The organism is Hydrogenophaga sp. A37 (assembly GCF_002001205.1).
GTDB lineage: Bacteria > Pseudomonadota > Gammaproteobacteria > Burkholderiales > Burkholderiaceae_C > Hydrogenophaga.
Genome location: NZ_MUNZ01000171.1, coordinates 1 through 20,569, shown reverse-complemented (window position 1 = coordinate 20,569; position 20,569 = coordinate 1). Strand labels below are relative to the sequence as shown.

The window sequence follows — 20,569 nt, the reverse complement described above, 5'->3', positions numbered from 1 at the left end:
ACGCATCGACCACTTCGTCACCGCTCACAACGAAAACTGCCAGCCGTTCAGGTGGACCGCCACTGCCGATTCCATCCTTGAAAAGCTGCATCGACTTTGTTCACGTATCAGCGGGACAGGACACTAGTTCAAGCGTGCTTGCATCGTGCTTTAATTCTGTCTGGGCTTTTTCCTATGAACGTGAACAAGACGTGGAAGTGAGCGCGAGACCGGGGAACAAACCGGGGAACAAAACCGCTCTTTTTTGACGTAAATTCAAGTGCTTTTGCGGGCTCTGAGGCAACTTTCAATAGACCCCAGCACTTCAACAGAAAAGGCCTCAAAACATCACTGTTTTGGGGCTTTTTTTTGGTGACAGCGCAACGCAGCGCAGGAAAAAATCGACTTCGCATGATGCAGCTTCAGGACATTCTTTTTTCACAGGGTTTTGGCACGCGACGCGTCTGCTGTGGCCTCGTTCAGCAGGGCCTGGTACAGCTGGGGGAGTCGCGGCAGGTCTGCGTCGATCCGGCCGAGGGCTTGGACGAAGAGGGGCTTGTGTTCTGGGTGCAGGGTGAGCGGTGGGCGTACCACGCGCTGGCTTACCTGATGCTGCACAAGCCAGCAGGTACCGAGTGCTCGCAGAAACCCAGCACCTACCCCAGCATTTACACGCTGTTGCCAGGCCCGCTGCGCAATCGGGGTGGTGGTGCGGCGGCGGGCGTGCAGGCGGTGGGGCGGCTGGACCAGGACACCACGGGGTTGCTGCTGCTGTCTGACGACGGTAAGTTCATCCACCGCATGACCTCTCCGCGCCATCATGTGCCCAAGGTGTATCAGGTGCGGGTCAAGCACGCGCTGGATGATCGCCAGCTTGAGCGCCTGCGGCAGGGCGTGGTGTTGGACGACGATCCGGTTCCTGTCAGCGCGGCCGACTGTCGGGCAGTGGACACCCTCCACTTAGAGTTGACGCTCACCGAAGGCAAATACCACCAGGTCAAGCGCATGGTGGCGGCCATGGGCAACCGCGTGGAGGGTTTGCACCGTTCGTCCGTCGGGAGCATTGCCTTGCCTGAGAACTTATTGCCAGGGCAGTGGCGCTGGTTGACGGCTGCTGAAGTTCAGTCGTTGACCCAGAAAGCGGTCAGATCCGCCTGACCCCAGGCGAACATCTCAGAGCAGATCGCCTTTGCGGCTGTCAAGTGGCACCAAGAACGAGTTGTCTTGCCAATGGGAGCCCAGGTCACTCACCTTGGAGTCTCCGGTGGTGCTGGCTGGCCAGGAGGACAAGGGGCTGAAGTCGCTGTGGCGGTTGCTGCGCTGACGGGTCAACGCAGAGCGCAGATTGGTCTGCGCTGCAATCATGGCGCGCTCTTCCTGCTCCCGGTCGCGCATAGTTTCAGGCGTCGGTACTTCGCCGAGAAACTCACCTCGAATCTCGGAGACGGTGGGCAGGCTGTTGGAACGGACCACCCAGTAGGGCAAGCCGCATTGGGTGAGAAGGGAGTGCTTGAGTTGTCGGGTGCTTCGAGGAATGCCTGCGCGCCCTGGCACGTCCAGACATCCGACCACCCTGCCATCGGCCTTGCAGATCGAAAAAGTGCAATAAACACCGCTCAGCAGCCGGTACCAGTCCATGCCCTCTTCCTTTTCTCTTGGCAAGGTGAAGCGGGTCACGGGCATCTTGATCATCACATGATGGTCGTAGAAGGCCCGGGACAGCCAGTGCCAGACCAGCAGTTCTTCGCTGTTGGCGACGGCTCGAGTGTCCAGTGGCCACTGTTTGGGGATGCGCCGACGCGCCCGGGCCTTCCGGTCTTCCCAGGCGCGGTACAGCATCGCGCCGATGGCCAGCAGCGCGGGCACCAGCACGGCGAGTAGCCATGGTTCATTCCAAAAGGTCATAGAGAGCTGGGGTAGGTTGTAACCTAATGTATTGAAACGGCGAGAAAAGACATGGTTTTGTCGTTTTCTGGAACGTCACTAGCGTGAATTTCTTGGGGTTTGTAGGGACTTGCGGGCAGCGGTCGGGATGCCAATCGATGGTTTTGGCTCATTTCATCGAACAAACGGGTGGTTTTGGGCGCGGGGTGCTCAGGGTGCTGCGCATCGGGGCCTGAGGGTCAGCGCAGAAGAGGGTGCGTGAGCCGTGTCGGTGGGGGCAAAACAGCAAATTGTGCACCAGCAGCATTGCCCCGAACATCCCGCATATGGGGGATCAGGGAACACTGTTCAGAAATCTCGCGATGGCGTCAGTGAGTTGCTCTGGCTGATCGCGGTGGGGGCTGTGCCCACAGCTGGACAGCTCCAGGGTCTGGGCACCCAAAATATGCGCCTCGATCTCGCGCAGTTGTTGAAGGCTACCGTATTCGTCATTCAGTCCCTGGATCGCCAACAAGGGGGTGTGGATGGTCCTGCAATCTGCGCGGATGTCGAAGTGCCGAAACGCAGCGCTGAGCCAGACGTCGTTCCACTGATAGAAGGCGTTGTCCACGTCGGCGTGGTAGCGCTCCAGGCGTTGCCGCAACCCTCGCTCCCCTGGATCGTGTTCGTACAGCCGACGGGCCTCGTCAATCGACCGAATCGCGATGTCTTCCACGAAGACGTGCGGTGCAATGACCACGCAGGCGGTAACGGGAAACTGGCTCGCATGCAGCAGGGCAATGCTCGCGCCGTCAGAGTGACCAATGAGAACGGGCCGATCTACGTTCAACTGCCGGAGCAGTTCGGGTAGCACCTGCCTGGCTTCCAGGTGCATGTAGTCGGGCTCATGACGCCCAGCGTGCCAGAAAGCGCCACCACGCGGTTCATCCCGCACGTCGGGCACCGGGTCGGACTGCCCATAGCCCCGGCGCGAGTACAACCAGCCCGCGCGCCCGGTGGCAGCGCAAAGCTCGCGAGGCCAGTCGCGCCCGCGCTGTGTCCACATGGACACACTGCCCAGTCCCTCGTGCAGGAACACCAACGGCGCCCGTTCCTGCGGTCCTGGAATGTGGGCGACTTCCAGTTCGATACCGTGTATGTCTGCGCGATCCATGGCTGGGTTTCTGATGGGCTGGAGACGTTGGGCGAGAGTGAAAGCCTGTATTCTCGTCACATGAATCTGATGCTCGATTCCTTCTGGCGCGCGGTCGCCTATTGCATGCACCCGCGCGTGATCGGACTGTCTTTTTTGCCCTTGGTGCTGATGGTGGCACTGTCCTTGGGGCTGGGCTATTTCTTTTGGGACAACGCGGTGGCTTCGGTGGCGTCCACGCTGGAGGCTCACGAGCTGATGCAGGGTTTTCTTGGTTGGCTGGAGCGCGCGGGCATGGGGTCCTTGCGCACCGTGTTCGCGCCGCTGGTGGTGCTGGTGCTGGCCACGCCGGTCATCGTGTTGTTGTGTCTTTTGCTCGTCGCGCTGCTCATGTCGCCAGCGATGGTCGAGCTGGTTGGCCAACGCCGGTTTGTGCAGCTGGAGCGCAAACGCGGTGGGTCGCTGCTGGCCAGCATTTTTTGGTCGCTGGGTTCGACAATCGCCGCCTTGCTGGTGTTGGTGATTTCGATGCCTTTGTGGCTGATTCCGCCCCTGGTGTTGATCTTGCCGCCGCTGATTTGGGGCTGGCTCACCTACCGCGTGTTTGCGTTCGACGCCCTGGCTCAGCACGCCTCCAGCGCAGAGCGAAAAACCATTCTTCGCGAGCACCGCGGCACGTTGTTGTTGATGGGTGTGCTCAGCGGTTACCTTGGCGCAGCGCCCAGCCTGCTCTGGGCCTCGGGTGCGATGCTGGTGGCGCTGGCGCCCTTGCTGGTGCCGGTGGCGATCTGGATTTACACGCTGGTTTTTGCCTTCGCCTCGCTCTGGTTCGCCCACTTCACCCTGGCGGCCCTGCAGCGCCTTCGCGCCTCACAGGTGGTGGACGTTTTGGACCCGGTTTCCAACGCTGGCGTACCACCACCGCTTCTGGTGGAGGCGGCGGACGGAACCTCGTCTCCCCCCGGCCTGCCACCTGGCTTCTGACTTTTTTTGTGCCATGAACCTCAAGACACCTGAGTTCGGATTGATCATCATCGGGGACGAAATCCTGTCGGGCAAACGCGCCGACAAACACCTGCCGAAGGTGATTGAGCTGCTGCAGGCGAGGGGGCTTTCGCTGGCCTGGGTGCGCTGCATTGGTGATGACCGTTCCCGCATCACGGACGCCCTTCGTGATGCGTTTGCCGGCGCCGATGTGGTGTTTTGCTGTGGCGGCATCGGCGCCACGCCAGACGATCACACGCGCCAGTGCGCCGCAGCGGCGCTGGGGGTGGATCTGGCCCTTCACCCGCAGGCGCGTGAGCTGATCGAACAGCGCATGCGCGATCTGGCCGCCGAGCGCGGCGAAACCCACGATACGGCCCGCCCTGACAACGTGCACCGTTTGAACATGGGCGTGTTCCCGGTGGGCGCCAGCATCATTCCGAACCCGTACAACAAGATCCCGGGCTTCAGTTGCGTCGGAGCGGGCGGCAGCACGGTGCACTTTGTGCCCGGCTTTCCAGTGATGGCCTGGCCCATGATCGAGTCGCTGCTGGACGGCCCTTATGCCCACTGGCACCGCCAAGGCCTTTGGCAGGAGCGATCGGTCGTGGTCATGGGTGCGATGGAAGCCGCGCTCACGCCGCTGATGGAGCGCATCGAGCGCGAGCACCCGGTGAAGGTGTTCAGTCTGCCCAGTGTGGACCACCCGGTACACGGGCGGCACATTGAGTTGGGGGTCAAAGGGGAGCCTGCGCATGTGGCCGTTGCCTTTCAAGTGCTGGTCTTGGAGCTCAATGGCTTTGGTGTCGAGTTGGGCCCTGAAATGGTGCAATGAAGACTTGCCTCAACAAGGTGCATCTGAGATTGGCACCATTACAGTGCATCACATTGGGATCTTTGTCGCCCCAAGATGCAGCAGCGCCTTTTCCGTTCGGCACCGACAAGGCCCGCCGATGTGCTGCGCCATAATCGCCGCGAGCGTGTGAAACAGCTGTGTCGGATGCGGATCAGTCGGTCTTTTTGTGGCACAAAAACTGCTTAACACCCTAGTTGGTTTATCTCTTCCACCCACCCCGCTACAGGAGCTTTTGATGGCAAAGACCGTCGCAGACGTAATGCAAATGGTGAAGGACAACGACGTCAAGTTCGTTGACTTCCGTTTCACCGACACCCGTGGTGCACAACAGCACACCACTGTGCCCGTCTCCCATTTCGACGAAGACAAGTTCATTTCGGGTCACGCGTTTGACGGTTCGTCCATCGCTGGCTGGAAGGGCATTGAAGCTTCGGACATGCAGTTGATCCCTGATCCGAACACCGCCAACATCGATCCGTTCTACGAAGAGACCACGCTGATCCTGACCTGCGACGTGCTCGAGCCCGCCGACGGCAAGGCCTACGACCGCGATCCCCGTTCCATCGCCAAGCGCGCCGAGGCTTACCTCAAGTCCACCGGCCTGGGCGACACCGCCTTCTTCGGACCGGAACCCGAGTTCTTCCTGTTCGACGGCGTGCGTTGGAGCACGGCCCCGGGCCACACCTTCTACGAAATCGAAGAGTACGAAGCCCCCTGGAACAAGGGCGCCAAGCTCGAAGGCGGCAACCGCGGCCACCGTCCCACCGTCAAGGGCGGCTACTTCCCCGTGCCCCCGGTCGACAGCACGCAAGACATGCGCGCCGAGATGGCCCTGATCCTCGAATCGCTGGGCATTCCGGTTGAAGTGTTCCACCACGAAGTGGCGGGCGCTGGCCAGAACGAAATCGGTACCCGCTTCAGCACCCTGGTGCAGCGCGCCGACTGGACCATTCTGCAGAAGTACGTGGTGCACAACGTCGCCAACGCCTATGGCAAGACCGCGACCTTCATGCCCAAGCCCTACGCTGGTGACAACGGCTCCGGCATGCACGTGCACCAGTCGGTCTGGAAAGACGGCAAGAACCTGTTCGCTGGCGACGGCTATGCCGGCCTGAGCGAATTCGCGCTGTACTACATCGGCGGCATCATCAAGCACGCCCGTGCACTGAATGCCATCACCAACCCCGGCACGAACTCGTACAAGCGTCTGGTGCCGCACTTCGAAGCCCCGGTGAAGCTGGCCTACTCGGCCAAGAACCGCTCGGCCTCGATCCGCATCCCTTACGTGCCGAACCCCAAGGGCCGTCGCGTGGAAGCCCGCTTCCCCGATCCTCTGATGAATCCGTATCTGGGCTTCTCGGCCCTGCTGATGGCCGGTCTGGACGGCGTGGAAAACAAAATCCACCCGGGCGAAGCCGCCACCAAGGATCTGTACCACCTGCCGCCGGAAGAAGACAAGTTGGTGCCGACCGTGTGCCACAGCTTGGACATGGCGCTGGAGTACCTGGACAAGGACCGCGCCTTCCTGACCAAGGGCGGTGTGTTCACCGACTCCATGCTCGACGCCTACATCGAGCTGAAGATGGGCGAAGTCAACCGCGGGCGCATCGAAGTGGCTCCAGTCGAGTACGACATGTACTTCAGCCTGTGATGCACTGACCCGGTTCTACCGGGTCAAAACCACAAAGGGGGGACGACCCAAAGTCGTCCCCCTTTTGCGTTCTTGATCGGCCATTCGCCACCGGTCGTTCGGTTGCTGGAACCGCAGGGCATGTTTTCGGTCATACTGGAAAGTGAACTGTTGCGCGCCCGCTGGCGCATGGAGACTCTGCGTTGCTGAACATCACACCCACTGCCTTGATTCGCTGGATCGCCCTCGCCATCACCTCTGCCTTTCTGCTGCCAGCGCTGGCACAGGAGCGCATCTACCGTTGTGGAAACGAGTACACCAACAACGCGGTGGTGGCCAAGAGCCGTGGATGCAAGGTCATGGAGGGAGGCAACATCACCATCGTGCAGGGCACCGTGCCACAGGCAGGCGCCTCGCCGCGCACTGGCACTGCTCCCACTGCACCGCGCAGCACCCCCCGCAACGATTCGGCCGAGCAGCGCGCTCGCGACAGCGATGCGCGCCTGATTCTTGAGTCCGAGCTTCGGAAAGCCGAAGACCGCCTGGCTCAGGCTCAGAAAGCCTATGCCAACGGGCAGCCAGAAAAAGAAGGAATCGAGTCGCGCAACCATCAGCGCTACCTTGATCGTGTGGCCGAGTTGAAGGCTGCGGTGGCCCGCGCCGAGAGCGATGTGAACGGCCTCAGGCGCGAGCTGGGTCGGATGGGCGGTGTGCCGCCAGCCGGTTCCGGCGCCGCAGCGTCCGGCACGCCGGGCGGGCCTGAATCTGCCGCAAAATAGTGGCTTGAAAAATCCCAGCCTTCACCCCATTCCGCCTTCCTCTCGCGCATCGGCCCAGCCCGGCAAGACCGGTTCTCGCGCCGCATCAGCTCACAGCCGTTTTCAATCGCTCGACATGCTGGCCACCTTGGTCGCTGTGGTGGCGTCCGACGGTGCGGTTTTGTATGCGAATGCGGCTCTGGAGGATGCCTTGGGCATGTCCCGCCGCAGCATCGCGGGTGCGTTTCTGCAGGACTGTTTCACCGACCCACAACTGCTGCAGAACGCGCTCTCCGGTGCCCGTGGCAATGAGTTTGCGGCCCTGCGTTATGACGCTTGGCTCAAGCGCGTGACCCACGAGCCCTTGCCGGTGCATGTGGTCGTGGCGCAGACCGAAACGCTGGGCGAGGTCATCGTCGAGTTGCTGCCACTGGAGCAGCAGACACGCCAGGAGCGGGAGGAGCGCCTGATTGACCAGGCTCAGGCCAACAAGGAGCTGATCCGCAACCTCGCTCACGAGATCAAGAACCCGCTGGGCGGCATTCGGGGTGCAGCGCAATTGCTGGAGCTGGAGCTCGACAACAAACAGCTGACCGAATACACCCAGGTCATCATCCACGAGGCCGATCGCCTGCAGTCGCTGGTGGATCGCTTGCTTGCGCCGCACCGCCGCCCGCACGTGGTCGGTGACGTGAACATCCACGAGGTGTGCGAGCGCGTGCGTTCGTTGATCGTGGCCGAGTTTCCGAAGGGCCTGCGCGTGGTGCGCGACTACGACACCTCGATTCCCGAGTTCCGGGGAGACCGCGAGCAACTGATCCAGGCCGTGCTCAACATCGCACACAACGCGGCCCAGGCCCTGATCGAACGCATCGCTTCGGGCGATGCGCAGATCACCTTCAAGACCCGCGTGGGGCGGCAGGTCACCTTCGGCAAGCAGCGCTACCGGCTGGCACTGGAATTGCATGTGATCGACAACGGGCCTGGCGTGCCCGACTCGATCAAGGACCGCATCTTTTTCCCGCTGGTGTCGGGGCGCGATGGTGGTTCAGGTCTGGGGCTCACACTGGCCCAGACCTTTGTGCAACAGCACCACGGATTGATCGAGTGTGAAAGCGCGCCGGGCCAGACGGATTTCAAATTGCTGATTCCGTTGCCTTGAAACCAAAACGCCTCGATTGAGGAAGGGAAGACGCTCACATGAAGCCGATCTGGATAGTGGATGACGACCAATCAATCCGCTTTGTGCTGGAGAAGGCGCTGCTGCGAGAAAACCTTCCGACACGCAGTTTCATCAACCCCCAGGAAGTGCTCAAGGCACTGGCCGAGACGCCCGAGCATGAAGGCCCGCAGGTGCTGGTGAGCGACATCCGCATGCCCGGCGGGTCTGGTCTTGATCTGCTGGAGAAGGTCAAGGAAAAGCTGCCCGGCCTGCCCGTGATCATCATGACGGCCTTCTCCGATCTGGACAGCGCGGTGTCGGCCTTTCAGGGCGGTGCGTTTGAATACCTGCCCAAGCCATTCGATCTGCCCAAGGCCATCGAGCTGATCCACCGCGCGGTTGAAGAGAGCCAGCGCGAAGAGGTCTCGCAAGAGTCGATCACCGACGCGCCCGAGATGCTGGGCCAGGCGCCCGCGATGCAGGACGTGTTTCGCGCTATCGGCCGGCTGTCGCAGAGCCAGGTCACGGTGCTGATTACCGGCGAGTCGGGGTCAGGCAAGGAGTTGGTCGCCCGCGCACTGCACAAGCATTCACCACGCGCGGGTGGGCCGTTCGTGGCCATCAACACGGCCGCGATCCCGAAGGACCTGCTGGAGTCCGAGCTGTTTGGCCATGAACGCGGCGCCTTCACCGGCGCGCAGACCATGCGCCGGGGCCGCTTTGAGCAGGCCGACGGGGGCACGCTGTTTCTCGACGAAATCGGCGACATGCCGTTTGACCTGCAGACGCGTTTGCTGCGCGTCTTGTCCGACGGCCACTTCTACCGCGTTGGCGGCCACAGCGCGGTGAGAGCCAATGTGCGCGTGATCGCCGCCACCCACCAGAACCTGGAACAGCGCGTCAAAGAAGGCGTGTTCCGCGAGGACTTGTTTCACCGCCTCAACGTGATCCGCCTGCGCCTGCCCGCGTTGCGCGAGCGCCGCGAAGACGTGCCCATGCTCACGCGTTTTTTCCTGCAGCAGAGCGCCAAACAACTCGGCGTGGAGCCCAAGCGCATCTCCGACGGCGCGCTGCGCCTGCTGGGGACGTTCGACTTCCCGGGCAACGTGCGCCAGCTGGAAAACGTGTGCCACTGGCTGACCGTCATGGCACCGGCCCAGGTGATCGAACTCAAAGACCTGCCGCCGGAAGTGCTCGCCGGCGCGGGTGCGATGGCGGAAGCGTTGGTGGAGGCGCCGGCCCCGCTGGGCGCGCCCCCGGTGGTGATGGTGCCCGACACCATGGGGACTCCCGTGGTGACGTCGATGCCCGTGGCTTTGGCTCCCGTGGCCGAGGCACCGCTCCTGTTGGCTTCGGCCTGGGAGGCCGGGCTTCAGGCCGAAGCGCGTTCGCTGCTGGAGGCGGGCCGCACCGATGTGTGGGACGTGCTCACACGCCGCTTCGAGACCGGGCTGATCCTCACGGCGCTGGCCAACACCCGGGGGCGACGCATCGAGGCTGCGCACAAGCTGGGCATCGGACGCAACACCATCACGCGCAAGATCCAGGAGTTGAATCTCGAGTGACCCCCGCGGCGCTTCGCGCCACCCCCTGTAGGGGGCAACACCAGCGGCCCGGCGAAGCCGGTTCCGCGGTGTTCCTGGATGGGCTTCCCTCCAGACTCTTGCAGTTGTTATTCGAGCGTCAACACCACCGGCGCGTGGTCACTGGGCCGTTCGTTCTTGCGCGGCAGCTTGTCCACCACGCAGGCCGTGGCGCGTGACTTCAGCGCTTCGCTGACCAGAATGTGGTCGATGCGCAGACCCCGGTTGCGGCGGAACGCGAGCTCGCGGTAGTCCCACCAGCTGTAGTTCTTCTCTGGCTGCGGGAACAGGCGCACCATGTCGGTCAGTCCCAGACCGATCAGGGCTTGCAAGTGTGTGCGCTCTTCGGTGGTGCAATGGATCGTCTCGCGCAGGCCCACCGGGTCCCACACGTCGAGATCGTCGAAGGTGATGTTGTAGTCGCCCATAAGCACGACTTGCGGGTGTGTCGCCATCTCGGCGCGGACCCACTCGCGCAGCGCATCCAGCCAGCGCATCTTGTAGACAAACTTGTCGCTGTCGGGGGCCTGGCCGTTGGGGAAATAGGCGCCGATCACGCGCACACCCGCGACGGTGGCGCACAGCACACGCGCCTGCTCGTCGTTAAAGCCCGGAATGTTTCGGACCACGTCCTCGGCGGGCAGCTTGCTCAGCAGCGCGACGCCGTTGTAGGTCTTCTGCCCGAACCACTGGGCGTGGTAACCGATGTCGGTGAAGGCCTGCACGGGAAACTTGTCGTCGGTCAGCTTGAGCTCCTGCAGCGCGAGCACATCCACCGGATTCAAGGCGAGCCAGTCGAGCACCTGCGGCAGGCGCACGGTGAGGGAGTTGATGTTCCAGGTGGCCAGGCGCATGGGTGTTCAGCGAGGAGTGAAGAGGTCGGAGCATTCTAGGTTTTCCACCCTGCGGCCGCGCCCATAAGACTCACTTAATCTGTGCTGCCCACCATCCGCCCCCATGCCGACCTCATCGGGTCGACGCCCAAGGAATCCGGATGCCTCTGGCCTTCGCCCCGAACCAGGGGCCCCTCCTGCCCAAGCCCGAGGGCGCGCCCACAGCGTCGCTCTTTGGCTGGCATTCCCCCGTCGATCCGGACCGAGCCGAGGTTGAGTGCTTCGTTCAGCGCGTGTATGCACGCCACTTTGGTGCGCAGGTGCGGCACTTTGCGCCGCACCTGGTCAGCCTGCGGGATCGGGCCAGCGGTGAGATTGTGGCCGCCGCCGGCTACCGCCAAGCCAGCGTGGCGCCCTTGTTTCTGGAGCGCTACCTGGACCGCCCGGTTGAGCAATGCCTGTCAGCACCCGGCGTTCAGATTCCCTCGCGGGAGGGCATCTTCGAGGTGGGGCACCTGGCCGCGGAACGCGCCGGGGAAGGCCGGCGCCTGATTCTGCTGATGGCCCGCCATCTCGCCGAGCATCGCGCGCAGTGGGTGGTCAGCACCCTGACCGAAGAGCTGCGGCACCTGTTCGTCCGCCTCGGCATCACGCCCCTGGCGCTCGGTCGTGCCGACGCGGCCGCGCTCGGTGGTGACGCAGGCGAGTGGGGCAGCTACTACGAGCACCACCCGGTGGTGCTGGCCGGGCAGGTGCAGCACGCTTTGCGGCTGTTTGAGCGCCGCCGACCGGCGCAGGAGCCGCGCCTGTGATGCCGCTGCCCGACGCCATCGCGCTGAGCGACGGTGAGCGCCGCATCACCTACGCCGAGCTGCGGGCGGGCGTGGACGCGCTCGCCGAGCGCCTGCGAACGCAAGGCACCCGCGTGCTGGCCACGCTGATGGACAACGCCATGGCCTGGGTGGTCGCCGATCGCGCGGCCGAACAGGCCGGTGTCGTGCATGTGCCGCTACCGGTGTTTTTCACGCCCCAGCAGCTGGCGCACGCGCTGCGGGTGGCCGGCGTCGATAGCCTGCTCACCGTCCACGCTCTCGCTCAACACTGGCCTCAAGCCGAAGCCTTCGACTGGGACGTCGTGGGCACGCCGCTGCGCTGCCTGCGTCTGCCGGCCGATGGCCTGCCTATGCCGGCGGGCACCGCCAAGCTCACCTTCACCTCCGGCACCACTGGCACACCCAAGGGCGTGTGCCTGAACGCTCAGGCCATGCAACGGGTGACCCGCGGTTTGGTGCAGGCGCTGGAGCCGATGGACATCCGGCGCCACCTGTGCGCGCTGCCCCTGGCCGTGCTGCTGGAGAACATCGCCGGTGTCATGGCGCCGCTCGCCCGCGGTGCCGAGTGCATCGTGCCGCCGCTGGCCGAGCTGGGGCTGACCGGTTCCTCCGGTTTCGAGCCGGCCCGTTTTCACGCGGCGGTCGAGCGCTTCCAGCCGCACAGCCTCATCCTGCTGCCGCAGATGCTGCGCGCCTGGACCGGCTGGCTGATGCAACAGGGGCTGCGGGCGCCCGCCAGTTTGCGTTTGGTGGCGGTGGGCGGGGCCGCGGTGGGCGCGCCACTGGTGCTCGCCGCGCGCCAGGTGGGCATCCCGGCCCACGAGGGCTATGGTCTGTCCGAAGGCGCTTCGGTGCAGACGCTCAACCTGCCGGGTGCCGACCGCCCCGGCAGCGCCGGCAAGGCCCTGCCGCATGCGCGGCTGCGCGTGGCCGCACACGGCGAGATCGAGATCGCGGGCAGCCTGTTTTCTGGCTACCTCGGCGAAGCGGTTTCAACAGGCGAATGGTGGCCCACCGGCGACCTCGGCGAGATCGACGCAGACGGCTTCGTTCACGTGCGGGGACGCATCAAACATGTGTTGATCACCGCCTTCGGCCGCAACGTCTCGCCCGAATGGGTCGAGACGGCGCTGCGCAGCGGCACGGCGCTGGCCCAGGCGGTGGTGTTCGGCGACGGCGAACCGGCGCTCAGCGCGGTGGTGTGGCCGCTGGCGGCGGGTATGACCGACGTGCAGATCCAGGCCGGCATCGATGCCGCCAACCAGACCTTGCCCGACTACGCGCAGGTGCGGCACTGGGTCCGCGCCCAGGCCGCGTTCTCCGCCGACACGGGGTTGGCCACGGCCAATGGCCGTCCGCAACGCAGCGCCATCCTTGACCTGCATGCCCAGGCGCTTGGCTTCGTTTCGGCCACGGCCGCTGCCCTTTGAACCATTGACGAAAGACCACCATGGCGTTTCATGCCCAACTGCTGCAACTCACCGAAACGTCCCGCATGGGGCTGCTCTCCGCGCCCATCATCCAGGGCTGCCTGCGCGGCGAGGTGTCGCTGCCGAGCTATGTCGCCTTCCTGACCGAGGCCTACCACCACGTGAAGCACACCGTGCCGTTGCTGCAGGCCTGCAAGGCCGCGTTGCCGCCGCACCACGCCTGGCTCAATGACGCCATGGACGAGTACGTGGAGGAAGAGCGGGGTCACGAGGAGTGGATCCTCGACGACATCCGTGCCTGCGGCGGCGACGCCGAGGCGGTGCGGCGCGGCCAGCCCGGCCACGCTGCCGAGGTGATGATCGCCTACGCCTACGACACCATCCACCGCCGCAACCCGCTTGGATTTTTCGGCATGGTGCACGTGCTCGAAGGCACCAGCGTGTCGCTCGCGCTGCTCGCGGCCGACAATATCCAGAAGCCGCTCAAGCTGCCCGACGCCGCGTTCAGCTACCTGCGCTCGCACGGCACGCTCGACCAGGCGCACACCGCGCACTTCGCTCTGCTCATGGACCAGATCGAAGACCTGCGGGACCAGCTCGACATCGTGCACGGCGCGCGCGCCTTCTTCCGCCTCTACGGCGATGTGTTTCGCGGCCTGCCGTTGCCGCAGACCGCAGCGGCCCCGACCGAGGTGGCGGCATGAAGGCCTCTGCGGCTCGGGTGGTGCTCACCGGCGCCAGTGGCGGCATCGGTCACGCCAGCGCTGCGGCGCTGCTCAAGGCCGGCGCGAGTGTGATGCTGGTGGGGCGCTCGGCCCCCCGGCTGGCCGAACAGGCGCGGCAGCTGGTGCGCGAGACGGGCGTCGATGCCTCGCGTGTCGAGCACCGACTGGCCGACCTCTCACGCGCTGAAGACCTCGCCAGCCTGGCGGTGCTGGCCGCTGGCTGGGGCTGCAACGTGCTGGTGCACAACGCCGGCCTGGCCTCGTTCGGTCGCCTGCAGGACCTGCCAGCGGCAGACGTGCAGGCGGTGCTGCACACCAACCTTGTCGCCCCGATGTTGCTGACCCAGAGCCTGTTGCCCCACCTGCTTGCGCAGGCGCAGGCGCAGGCGCAGGTGATCTGCGTCGGTTCCGCGCTGGGGGCCATCGGCCTGCCGGGCTACAGCGTGTACAGCGCCAGCAAGTTCGGCCTGCGCGGCTTTGCCCAGGCCTTGCGTCGCGAGCTGTGCGAGACGCGGGTGCGGGTCCAGTACCTCGGGCCACGCAGCACGCGCACCGCCTTCAACAGCGAGGCCGTCGAGACCTACAACCGCGCCACCGGCACCGCCATGGACCGCCCTGAACAGGTGGCGCTGGAGCTGCTGGCCTTGATGGAGAGTGAGGCGGCCGAACGTTTTGTGGGCTACCCGGAGAAGCTGGCCGTGCGCCTCAACGGCCTGGCGCCGTCCTGGCTGGATGGCAGCTTCAAGAAGCACTGCCACAGCCTGCCGCCGGTGGCGCCGGCGCTGCTGGCCCATTCCTGAACCGTTTTTTTTGGAGAAGATGCCATGCGATTTGTTTCTGCCTCGAGCCCCCTGATGATCGGCGCCACACGCCGCCGTGCCACCCTGTCGCTGTTGGCCACCGCCGTGATGGCGCTGAGCCCGACGGTCTGGGCCGCGACCCCTGACGAAGCGGTGGTTGAGCTGCAGCAGGCCTGGGAATTGATCAACTACAGGACGCCCGCGGTGGAGCGAGAGAAGAAGTTCGAAGCGCTCGCCGGCCGCGCGCACAAGGTCAGCGAGTCGTTCACCGGCAAGCCCGAACCCATGGTCTGGGAAGGCATCATCCTGAGCTCCTGGGCGGGGGAGAAGGGCGGCCTGGGTGCGCTCTCGCTGGTCAAGCAGGCCAAGGCGTTGTACGAGGCGGCGATCCGGATCGACGGCAACGCGCTGGACGGTTCGGCCTACAACAGCCTGGGCGTGCTGTACTACAAAGTGCCCGGCTGGCCACTGGGATTTGGCGACAAGGCCAAGGCGCGCGAGCTGCTGCAGAAGGCGCTGGCGATCAACCCCAACGGCATCGATCCCAACTACTTCTACGCCGACTTTCTCGTGCAGACCGAGGAGCCACAGAAGGCCGTGGCCCACCTCGAAAAAGCCTTGCAGGCACCGGCCCGCGCCGGCCGCGCAGTGGCCGACGAAGGCCGCCGAACCGAGGTGCGCCAACTGCTGGACAAAGTCAAGGCCAAGTGAACGTCGGGCCCGCCTTGGCGGGGTCCGCATTCAGTCGGTGATCAGTCTGCGTTCACCTTGCGGTAGGTGACGAAGGCCAACGGCAGGCCGCTGGCTGCCACGAGGCTTTCGCGCGCGGTTTCCTGCCATTCAGCGCCCAGCGTGGGCGCGAAGGCGTCGCCCTCGAAGTCGCGCGCAATCTCGGTGACCACCACCGTGCTGGCCAGCGGCAAAGCCTGCGCGTAGATCTGCGCGCCGCCGATCACCCAGGCGTCGCTGCCGGGCGGGCACAGGGCGCGCGCCGCGTCCAGCGAATGCGCTGCCACGGCGCCCTCGGCGCGCCAGCCGCTGTCGCGCGTGACCACGATGTTCTGGCGCCCTGGCAAGGGGCGGAATTTCGCCGGCAGCGAGTCCCAGGTCTTGCGCCCCATGATCACCGGGCAGCCCAGGGTGGTGCGCTTGAAGTGCGCCAGGTCTTCGGGCAGGTGCCAGGGAATGGCGTTGTCCTTGCCGATCACACCGTTGGCGGCGCGGGCGTAGATGAGGTGCAGGCGGGCGGGTGCGAGGTCGTTCATGGGGAAAGTGGGTGGGTCAGAGCCAGTGATGGCGGTCAATCCAGTGCTGGAGCAGGCGGGCCTGCTCGTCGGCGCGCACCGCGTGTTCGTTCTGGCCGATGTGCAGGTGGCTTCCAGCGGGCGGCGTGGGACCGGGGATGGGCTGTGTGCCCGGCAAGTTGAAGAGGCGGTCGTGGATGCACACCGAGTGCCGCACCAGCGGCCAGACGCGGTCGCGCAGGAACCACTGGTCGATGTTGGGTGTTTCCAGCATGGCGCTCTGGTAGGTCCTCAGCATGAGCTTCATCGAGGGCAGCACCCCGGCGACACCGCCCCAGAGGCCGGCCAGCATGAGGTCGGTGTGGGACCACCAGTCGCGGATCACGTGAAAGTGCGCGCCGCCGTCCAACCACGCGTTGACCGCGCCGGCCTCTCGCTCACTGAGCACCGAGTCCGCGTCGCGCGCGAGAAAGTAGCCCACGGCGGGATCGTTCGCCACCTGGAAGCGCCAGCACAGGCGCTGGCGCTGGCTGGCCGCGATGCCCGTGTGCGTCACCACCTGGGCGCCAAACTGGTCGAGCAGCGCCAGGAAAGCGGCGGGCACGCTGTCGTCCACATAGAAGCGCAGCGTCCACCCGGGGAAGAGACCGGGTGCCACCAGCACATTGCGCAGCGCGCCGCGCAGGTAGCGCGGTTGGGCGCCCCAGAGGCTGAAGGCGATCACGTTGGGCCGGTTGCCGATGCGGCGCTGGCCCGCGCTGGCGCGCATCGCGGGCAGGTGCCAGTTGGGGCGCAGAACGGCTGCCGCCACCGAGCGCTGGTCTTTGACCACGAGCGCCCGTGTGCCGGCTGCGCGGGCTTCGTCGAGCCGGTTCAGGTGGCGCAGTTCGGCGGCGAGCATGTCGCAGGCCACCGGGTCGTCCGGTGTCTGGCGCAGCACGGCCTGCGCCGCCTCGACGGCCTTGTCGTGCAGGCCCATGCGGCCATACAACACGCTCAGGTTGCGCCGCGATTCGGTGCGCTCCGGGTCCAGCTCACAGGCCTGCTCCTGCATGCGCAGCGCGCCCGGCAGGTCTTTGCCGAGCCAGAGGTAGTAGCTGAGCTGTTCGTGGTGGCGGGGCGAGGGATCTTGTTGAGCCGCCGCCGTGTTGAGCAGGCCCACGATGGTCTGAATCGCCGGGTGGGGCTGGCCCGCTTCCCAAAGCCCGTGGGCCTCGGTGCTCCAGCCCTCGGGCAGCCTCATACCGCCACCGGTGCCTTGATGGCCGGGTGGCACTCGTAGCCCACCACCTCGAAGTCTTCGTACTGGTAGTCGAAGATCGAGTCCGGGCGGCGTTTGATGTTCAGCGTCGGGTAGGCGAAGGGCGTGCGGCCCAGCTGCAGTTCCACCTGCTCGTGGTGGTTGCTGTAGATGTGGCAGTCGCCGCCGGTCCAGATGAAATCGCCCACGTCGAGGTCGCACTGCTGCGCCACCATGTGGGTGAGCAGGGCGTAGCTGGCGATGTTGAACGGCACGCCGAGAAAGATGTCGGCGCTGCGCTGGTAGAGCTGGCAGCTCAGCTTGCCGCGCCCGCCGGGCTCGGTGGCGGGGGCCACGTAGAACTGGAAGAAGGCGTGGCAGGGCATGAGCGCCATCTTCGAGAGTTCGGCCACGTTCCAGGCGCTCACGATGATGCGGCGCGAATCAGGGGTGGTCTTGAGCGTCTGGATCACGTCGGTGATCTGGTCGATGTGGCCGCCGTCGGGCGTGGGCCAGCTGCGCCACTGCACGCCGTAGACCGGGCCGAGGTCGCCGTCGGCGCGGGCCCATTCGTCCCAGATGGTGCAGCCACGTTCTTGCAGCCACTTCACATTGCTGTCACCACGCAGGAACCACAGCAGCTCCACGATGATGGCCTTCAGAAACACCTTCTTGGTGGTCACCAGCGGGAAGCCTTCGTTGAGGTCGAAACGCATCTGGTGGCCGAAGACGCTGCGGGTGCCCGTGCCGGTGCGGTCGCCCTTGCTCACGCCGTCGGTGAACACATGGCGCATGAAGTCTTCGTACTGGGCGCGCACGGGGCGCGGGGTCGGGCGGTCGGTCATGGTGGGGCGTGGGTCAACGGTGTGCTGGGAGGGCCGTCCAAGATTGTGCCCGTTCCGCACCCGGACTAGGATGCAAGGCTGATCAACCACCCCTCAAAGGAACATGGCATGAGTGAACTGGTTTTCTACACCAACCCGCAGTCGCGCGGGCGCATCGCGCACTGGATGATGGAGGAGCTGGGTGAGCCTTACAGCACGGTGTGGCTGGACTACGGCACTACCATGAAGGCGCCCGAGTACCTGGCCGTCAACCCCATGGGCAAGGTGCCGACGGTGAAACACGGGGCGCTGGTCGTCACCGAGGCGGCCGCCATCTGCGCTTACCTGGCCGATGCCTTCCCCGAGAAGCAGTTGGCACCGCCGCCGGGCGACCCGGACCGCGCGGCGTACTACCGCTGGCTGTTTTTTGCGGCCGGGCCGCTGGAACAGGCAGTCACAGCGAAATCGATGGGCTGGCAGGTGCCCGAAGGGCGCAGCGCGATGGTGGGCTTTGGCAGTTACACGGACACGCTTCATGCGTTGGAGACGGCGCTGACACCGGGGCCATTCATCTGCGGTGAGCGGTTCACGGCAGCGGACGTGTATGTGGGTTCCAGCCTGGGCTGGGGCCTGATGTTCGGCACCATCGAGAAGCGGCCGGTGTTCGAGGCCTATGTGACGCGCTTGCTGTCCCGGCCGGCGGCCGTTGTTGCCAACCGTCTCAACGAAGCGCGCATGCAGTCGCCTGTGACCTGACCCTGACGCGGGGCGAGTTGAGGGCCATTCAGGATGCCGTGGAGCCGGCCACCACCTCCACCACCCGACCCGGATTGAGCAGGTTCAACGGGTCCAGCGCCTGTTTGATCGAGCGCATCAGGGCCAGCGCGGTGGGGTCTTTGTAGTGGGGCAGGTGGTTCAGCTTGAGCGAGCCCACGCCGTGTTCGGCGCTGATGGAACCGCCGAAATGGTTCACCTGATCGAACACCAGGGTGTTGATCGTTTCTTCCATGTCGCGCAGAAAGGCCTTGCCATCGCTGCCCTCGGGCGCCTGCACGTTGTAGTGCAGGTTGCCGTCGCCCAGGTGGCCGAAGTTGACCAGCCGCACACCCGGCACCTCCCGCTGCAGCAGCGCGTCGGTCGCGTCACAGAAATCCGGGATCAGCGAGACCGGGATGCTGATGTCGTGTTTGATGTTCAGGCCCTCTTCGGCCTGCGCCAGCGGAATGCTTTCACGGATGTGCCAGAGCTGGTGCGCCTGTTGCAGGCTCTCGGCCACCACGGCGTCACTCACCACGCTTTGTTCAAACGCGGTTTCAAGCAGTCGCTCGAAGCGTTCGCGGGCGTGCGCCTCGGATTCGCTGTCGCTGTTTTCCAGGAGCACGCAGTAGGGCGTGTCTTCCCACAGCGGCACGCGCTGCTGTGGGAAGTGTTTGACCACCAGGCTCAGTGCGAACTGGCCCATGACCTCGAAGCCCGTGAGGCCCGCGCCGAGGTGCTGGTGCGCCAGGCCCAGCAGGGCCACGGCCGATGCCAGGTCGGGCACGGCGGCCCAGGCCGTGAGCCGGGCGGCGGGCATCGGGTAGAGCTTCATGGTCGCCGCGGTGATGATGCCGAGCGTGCCTTCGCTGCCCACCAACAGGTCGCGCAGGTCGTAGCCGGTGTTGTCCTTGCGCAGACCCGAGAGGCCGTGCCAGACATCGCCCTGCGCCGTCACCACCTCCAGCCCCAGACAGAGGTCGCGCGCGTTGCCGTAGCGCAGCACCTGGGTGCCACCCGCGTTGGTGGCGAGGTTGCCGCCGATGGTGCAACTGCCCTCGGCCGCGAGCGACAGCGGAAACAGGAAGCCCGCTGTCTCCGCAGCGTCCTGCAGGTTCTGCAACACGCAGCCCGCGTCCACCGTCATGGTGAGGTTGGCGCCGTCGATGGCGCGCACGCTGTTCAGGCGGGTCAGCGAGAGCACGACCTGCGTGCCCGAGTCGTCGGGCACCGAGCCCACCACCAGGCCGGTGTTGCCGCCCTGCGGCACGATGGGCGTGCCGGCCGCTGCGCAGGCCTTGACCACGGCCGCGACCTCGGCGGTGTTGCCCGGCCGCACCACGGCCAGCGCCCGACCGCGCGAGCGCTGGCGCCAGTCCTGCTCCCAGGCGGCCAGGTCGGCGCCGGGGTCGTCGTGGGTCAGCACCTGGGCCGCGCCCACGATGCCCCGAAGGATGTCGAGCAAGGGGTTCATGTCTTGGCCTTGGTGGGAACCGGGTCACTGGCAAAACCGGCCGCTGCCGCGCGACGCGCCGTGTCGTCGGCCACCGCTGCCTTGCCGGCCGCGCGCAGGCGGACGCGCACGTGCATCGCGCAGGCCACGAAGAGCACCACGCACAGCAGCACCTCGATGCCGGCGAGCGCGGCCGAGAGACCTGTGTCGCTCCAGGCGCGCACCGCGCCTTCAGTGAAATACAGCCAGACCAGCAGGCTCACCCAACGGTAGGTGTACATGCGGTTCTTCAGCAGACCGGCCAGCGGGATCGTGAGCGGCAGCACCTTGATCACCAGCCACGAACCGCCCGGGCGCAGCGGCGCCAGCCACAGCTCCCAGGCCAGGCCGAGCGCGATCAGGCCCAGCAGGCTGCCCACAGCGAGCGTGCGCGTCCAGCGCACGGCAGGGGACAGGGGTGGCG

The 20,569-nt window shown here is 65.4% G+C and carries 21 protein-coding genes and 1 pseudogene; 14 read left to right on the top strand and 8 right to left on the bottom strand.

Annotated features, from left to right (window positions below; translation table 11 throughout):
• Together B0E41_RS26845 and B0E41_RS22860 are read left to right on the top strand one after the other, a co-directional pair.
• Nucleotides 1-127, top strand: a pseudogene (locus B0E41_RS26845) (IS630 family transposase); the annotation flags it as partial.
• Between the two features lie 266 nt (nt 128-393).
• On the top strand, nt 394-1,137 hold the full coding sequence (locus B0E41_RS22860; RefSeq protein WP_077334818.1) for a 16S rRNA pseudouridine(516) synthase: 744 nt from the start codon (nt 394-396) through the stop codon (nt 1,135-1,137).
• A gap of 15 nt (nt 1,138-1,152) precedes the next feature.
• Here B0E41_RS22860 and B0E41_RS22855 read toward each other — a convergent pair whose 3' ends face one another.
• Nucleotides 1,153-1,884 carry a DUF2726 domain-containing protein gene (locus B0E41_RS22855; protein WP_143433977.1) on the bottom strand — a complete coding sequence of 244 codons (732 nt, stop codon included), beginning with the start codon at nt 1,882-1,884 and terminating at the stop codon, nt 1,153-1,155.
• A gap of 313 nt (nt 1,885-2,197) precedes the next feature.
• On the bottom strand, nt 2,198-3,016 hold the full coding sequence (locus B0E41_RS22850; protein WP_077334808.1) for an alpha/beta hydrolase: 819 nt from the start codon (nt 3,014-3,016) through the stop codon (nt 2,198-2,200).
• A 60-nt stretch (nt 3,017-3,076) separates the two neighbouring features.
• Between B0E41_RS22850 and B0E41_RS22845 the strand changes: the two genes are divergently transcribed.
• From B0E41_RS22845 to ntrC, 6 genes are all read left to right on the top strand, one after another.
• Nucleotides 3,077-3,979, top strand: a complete 903-nt coding sequence (locus B0E41_RS22845; RefSeq protein ID WP_077334806.1) for an EI24 domain-containing protein — start codon at nt 3,077-3,079, stop codon at nt 3,977-3,979.
• A 13-nt stretch (nt 3,980-3,992) separates the two neighbouring features.
• Nucleotides 3,993-4,814 carry a molybdopterin-binding protein gene (locus B0E41_RS22840; RefSeq protein WP_077334804.1) on the top strand — a complete coding sequence of 274 codons (822 nt, stop codon included), beginning with the start codon at nt 3,993-3,995 and terminating at the stop codon, nt 4,812-4,814.
• Between the two features lie 256 nt (nt 4,815-5,070).
• A complete protein-coding gene (gene glnA / locus B0E41_RS22835; RefSeq protein WP_077334802.1) occupies nt 5,071-6,486 on the top strand; it encodes a type I glutamate--ammonia ligase in 1,416 nt (471 codons plus the stop codon).
• A gap of 209 nt (nt 6,487-6,695) precedes the next feature.
• Nucleotides 6,696-7,244 (top strand): hypothetical protein, encoded by a 549-nt coding sequence (locus B0E41_RS22830; protein ID WP_143433978.1) that lies wholly within the window; start codon nt 6,696-6,698, stop codon nt 7,242-7,244.
• Nucleotides 7,245-7,272: 28 nt separating this feature from the next.
• On the top strand, nt 7,273-8,385 hold the full coding sequence (gene glnL, locus B0E41_RS22825) for a nitrogen regulation protein NR(II) (RefSeq protein WP_290440862.1): 1,113 nt from the start codon (nt 7,273-7,275) through the stop codon (nt 8,383-8,385).
• Nucleotides 8,386-8,423: 38 nt separating this feature from the next.
• On the top strand, nt 8,424-9,950 hold the full coding sequence (gene ntrC / locus B0E41_RS22820) for a nitrogen regulation protein NR(I) (RefSeq protein WP_077334798.1): 1,527 nt from the start codon (nt 8,424-8,426) through the stop codon (nt 9,948-9,950).
• A 107-nt stretch (nt 9,951-10,057) separates the two neighbouring features.
• Here the strand turns inward: ntrC and xth are convergent, their stop codons facing one another.
• Nucleotides 10,058-10,822, bottom strand: coding sequence for an exodeoxyribonuclease III (gene xth, locus B0E41_RS22815; protein ID WP_077334796.1), 765 nt, complete (start codon nt 10,820-10,822; stop codon nt 10,058-10,060).
• Between the two features lie 140 nt (nt 10,823-10,962).
• Between xth and B0E41_RS22810 the strand changes: the two genes are divergently transcribed.
• From B0E41_RS22810 to B0E41_RS22790, 5 genes are read left to right on the top strand one after another with little or no spacing between them, the layout of a single operon-like run.
• A complete protein-coding gene (locus tag B0E41_RS22810; protein ID WP_077334794.1) occupies nt 10,963-11,613 on the top strand; it encodes a thermostable hemolysin in 651 nt (216 codons plus the stop codon).
• The gene (locus B0E41_RS22805) at nt 11,613-13,064 is read left to right on the top strand and encodes an AMP-binding protein (RefSeq protein WP_077334791.1); all 1,452 of its coding nucleotides are present in this window, start codon (nt 11,613-11,615) and stop codon (nt 13,062-13,064) included. Before B0E41_RS22810 ends, B0E41_RS22805 begins: the two co-directional genes overlap by 1 nt.
• A 20-nt stretch (nt 13,065-13,084) precedes the next feature.
• Complete coding sequence (locus tag B0E41_RS22800) at nt 13,085-13,768, top strand: iron-containing redox enzyme family protein (protein WP_077334789.1); 684 nt, start codon at nt 13,085-13,087, stop codon at nt 13,766-13,768.
• Complete coding sequence (locus B0E41_RS22795; protein WP_077334787.1) at nt 13,765-14,589, top strand: SDR family oxidoreductase; 825 nt, start codon at nt 13,765-13,767, stop codon at nt 14,587-14,589. The genes B0E41_RS22800 and B0E41_RS22795 overlap by 4 nt, the downstream gene beginning before the upstream one ends.
• Before the next feature lie 24 nt (nt 14,590-14,613).
• Nucleotides 14,614-15,300, top strand: coding sequence for a tetratricopeptide repeat protein (locus tag B0E41_RS22790; protein WP_253195102.1), 687 nt, complete (start codon nt 14,614-14,616; stop codon nt 15,298-15,300).
• Between the two features lie 41 nt (nt 15,301-15,341).
• On the opposite strand, the gene B0E41_RS22785 is transcribed toward B0E41_RS22790, so the two are convergent.
• Genes B0E41_RS22785 through B0E41_RS22775 form a run of 3 tightly spaced genes read right to left on the bottom strand, consistent with a single transcriptional unit; the run spans nt 15,342 to nt 17,918 of the window.
• Nucleotides 15,342-15,854 carry a dihydrofolate reductase gene (locus tag B0E41_RS22785; protein ID WP_077334785.1) on the bottom strand — a complete coding sequence of 171 codons (513 nt, stop codon included), beginning with the start codon at nt 15,852-15,854 and terminating at the stop codon, nt 15,342-15,344.
• 16 nt (nt 15,855-15,870) lie between these two features.
• Nucleotides 15,871-17,076, bottom strand: a complete 1,206-nt coding sequence (locus B0E41_RS22780) for a tetratricopeptide repeat protein (protein ID WP_077334783.1) — start codon at nt 17,074-17,076, stop codon at nt 15,871-15,873.
• Nucleotides 17,073-17,918 carry a thymidylate synthase gene (locus tag B0E41_RS22775; RefSeq protein WP_077334781.1) on the bottom strand — a complete coding sequence of 282 codons (846 nt, stop codon included), beginning with the start codon at nt 17,916-17,918 and terminating at the stop codon, nt 17,073-17,075. Before B0E41_RS22775 ends, B0E41_RS22780 begins: the two co-directional genes overlap by 4 nt.
• A gap of 108 nt (nt 17,919-18,026) precedes the next feature.
• On the opposite strand from B0E41_RS22775, the gene B0E41_RS22770 reads away from it, so the two are divergent.
• The gene (locus tag B0E41_RS22770; RefSeq protein ID WP_077334779.1) at nt 18,027-18,653 is read left to right on the top strand and encodes a glutathione S-transferase family protein; all 627 of its coding nucleotides are present in this window, start codon (nt 18,027-18,029) and stop codon (nt 18,651-18,653) included.
• A gap of 28 nt (nt 18,654-18,681) precedes the next feature.
• On the opposite strand, the gene B0E41_RS22765 is transcribed toward B0E41_RS22770, so the two are convergent.
• Together B0E41_RS22765 and B0E41_RS22760 are read right to left on the bottom strand one after the other, a co-directional pair.
• The gene (locus tag B0E41_RS22765) at nt 18,682-20,127 is read right to left on the bottom strand and encodes an FAD-binding oxidoreductase (RefSeq protein WP_077334777.1); all 1,446 of its coding nucleotides are present in this window, start codon (nt 20,125-20,127) and stop codon (nt 18,682-18,684) included.
• Nucleotides 20,124-20,561, bottom strand: a complete 438-nt coding sequence (locus B0E41_RS22760; protein ID WP_077334812.1) for a DUF2069 domain-containing protein — start codon at nt 20,559-20,561, stop codon at nt 20,124-20,126. The genes B0E41_RS22765 and B0E41_RS22760 overlap by 4 nt, the downstream gene beginning before the upstream one ends.
• Nucleotides 20,562-20,569 lie beyond the last annotated feature (8 nt).

Coding starts and splice junctions, on each gene's coding strand:
- B0E41_RS22775 (WP_077334781.1), bottom strand. CDS start 17,918: ATGACCGACCGCCCGACCCCGCGCCCCGTGCGCGCCCAGTACGAAGAC.
- B0E41_RS22795 (WP_077334787.1), top strand. CDS start 13,765: ATGAAGGCCTCTGCGGCTCGGGTGGTGCTCACCGGCGCCAGTGGCGGC.
- B0E41_RS22845 (WP_077334806.1), top strand. CDS start 3,077: ATGAATCTGATGCTCGATTCCTTCTGGCGCGCGGTCGCCTATTGCATG.
- B0E41_RS22840 (WP_077334804.1), top strand. CDS start 3,993: ATGAACCTCAAGACACCTGAGTTCGGATTGATCATCATCGGGGACGAA.
- B0E41_RS22810 (WP_077334794.1), top strand. CDS start 10,963: ATGCCTCTGGCCTTCGCCCCGAACCAGGGGCCCCTCCTGCCCAAGCCC.
- B0E41_RS22850 (WP_077334808.1), bottom strand. CDS start 3,016: ATGGATCGCGCAGACATACACGGTATCGAACTGGAAGTCGCCCACATT.
- ntrC (WP_077334798.1), top strand. CDS start 8,424: ATGAAGCCGATCTGGATAGTGGATGACGACCAATCAATCCGCTTTGTG.
- B0E41_RS22765 (WP_077334777.1), bottom strand. CDS start 20,127: ATGAACCCCTTGCTCGACATCCTTCGGGGCATCGTGGGCGCGGCCCAG.
- xth (WP_077334796.1), bottom strand. CDS start 10,822: ATGCGCCTGGCCACCTGGAACATCAACTCCCTCACCGTGCGCCTGCCG.
- B0E41_RS22855 (WP_143433977.1), bottom strand. CDS start 1,884: ATGACCTTTTGGAATGAACCATGGCTACTCGCCGTGCTGGTGCCCGCG.
- B0E41_RS22790 (WP_253195102.1), top strand. CDS start 14,614: ATGCGATTTGTTTCTGCCTCGAGCCCCCTGATGATCGGCGCCACACGC.
- glnA (WP_077334802.1), top strand. CDS start 5,071: ATGGCAAAGACCGTCGCAGACGTAATGCAAATGGTGAAGGACAACGAC.
- B0E41_RS22860 (WP_077334818.1), top strand. CDS start 394: ATGCAGCTTCAGGACATTCTTTTTTCACAGGGTTTTGGCACGCGACGC.
- B0E41_RS22770 (WP_077334779.1), top strand. CDS start 18,027: ATGAGTGAACTGGTTTTCTACACCAACCCGCAGTCGCGCGGGCGCATC.
- B0E41_RS22780 (WP_077334783.1), bottom strand. CDS start 17,076: ATGAGGCTGCCCGAGGGCTGGAGCACCGAGGCCCACGGGCTTTGGGAA.
- B0E41_RS22785 (WP_077334785.1), bottom strand. CDS start 15,854: ATGAACGACCTCGCACCCGCCCGCCTGCACCTCATCTACGCCCGCGCC.
- B0E41_RS22800 (WP_077334789.1), top strand. CDS start 13,085: ATGGCGTTTCATGCCCAACTGCTGCAACTCACCGAAACGTCCCGCATG.
- B0E41_RS22805 (WP_077334791.1), top strand. CDS start 11,613: ATGCCGCTGCCCGACGCCATCGCGCTGAGCGACGGTGAGCGCCGCATC.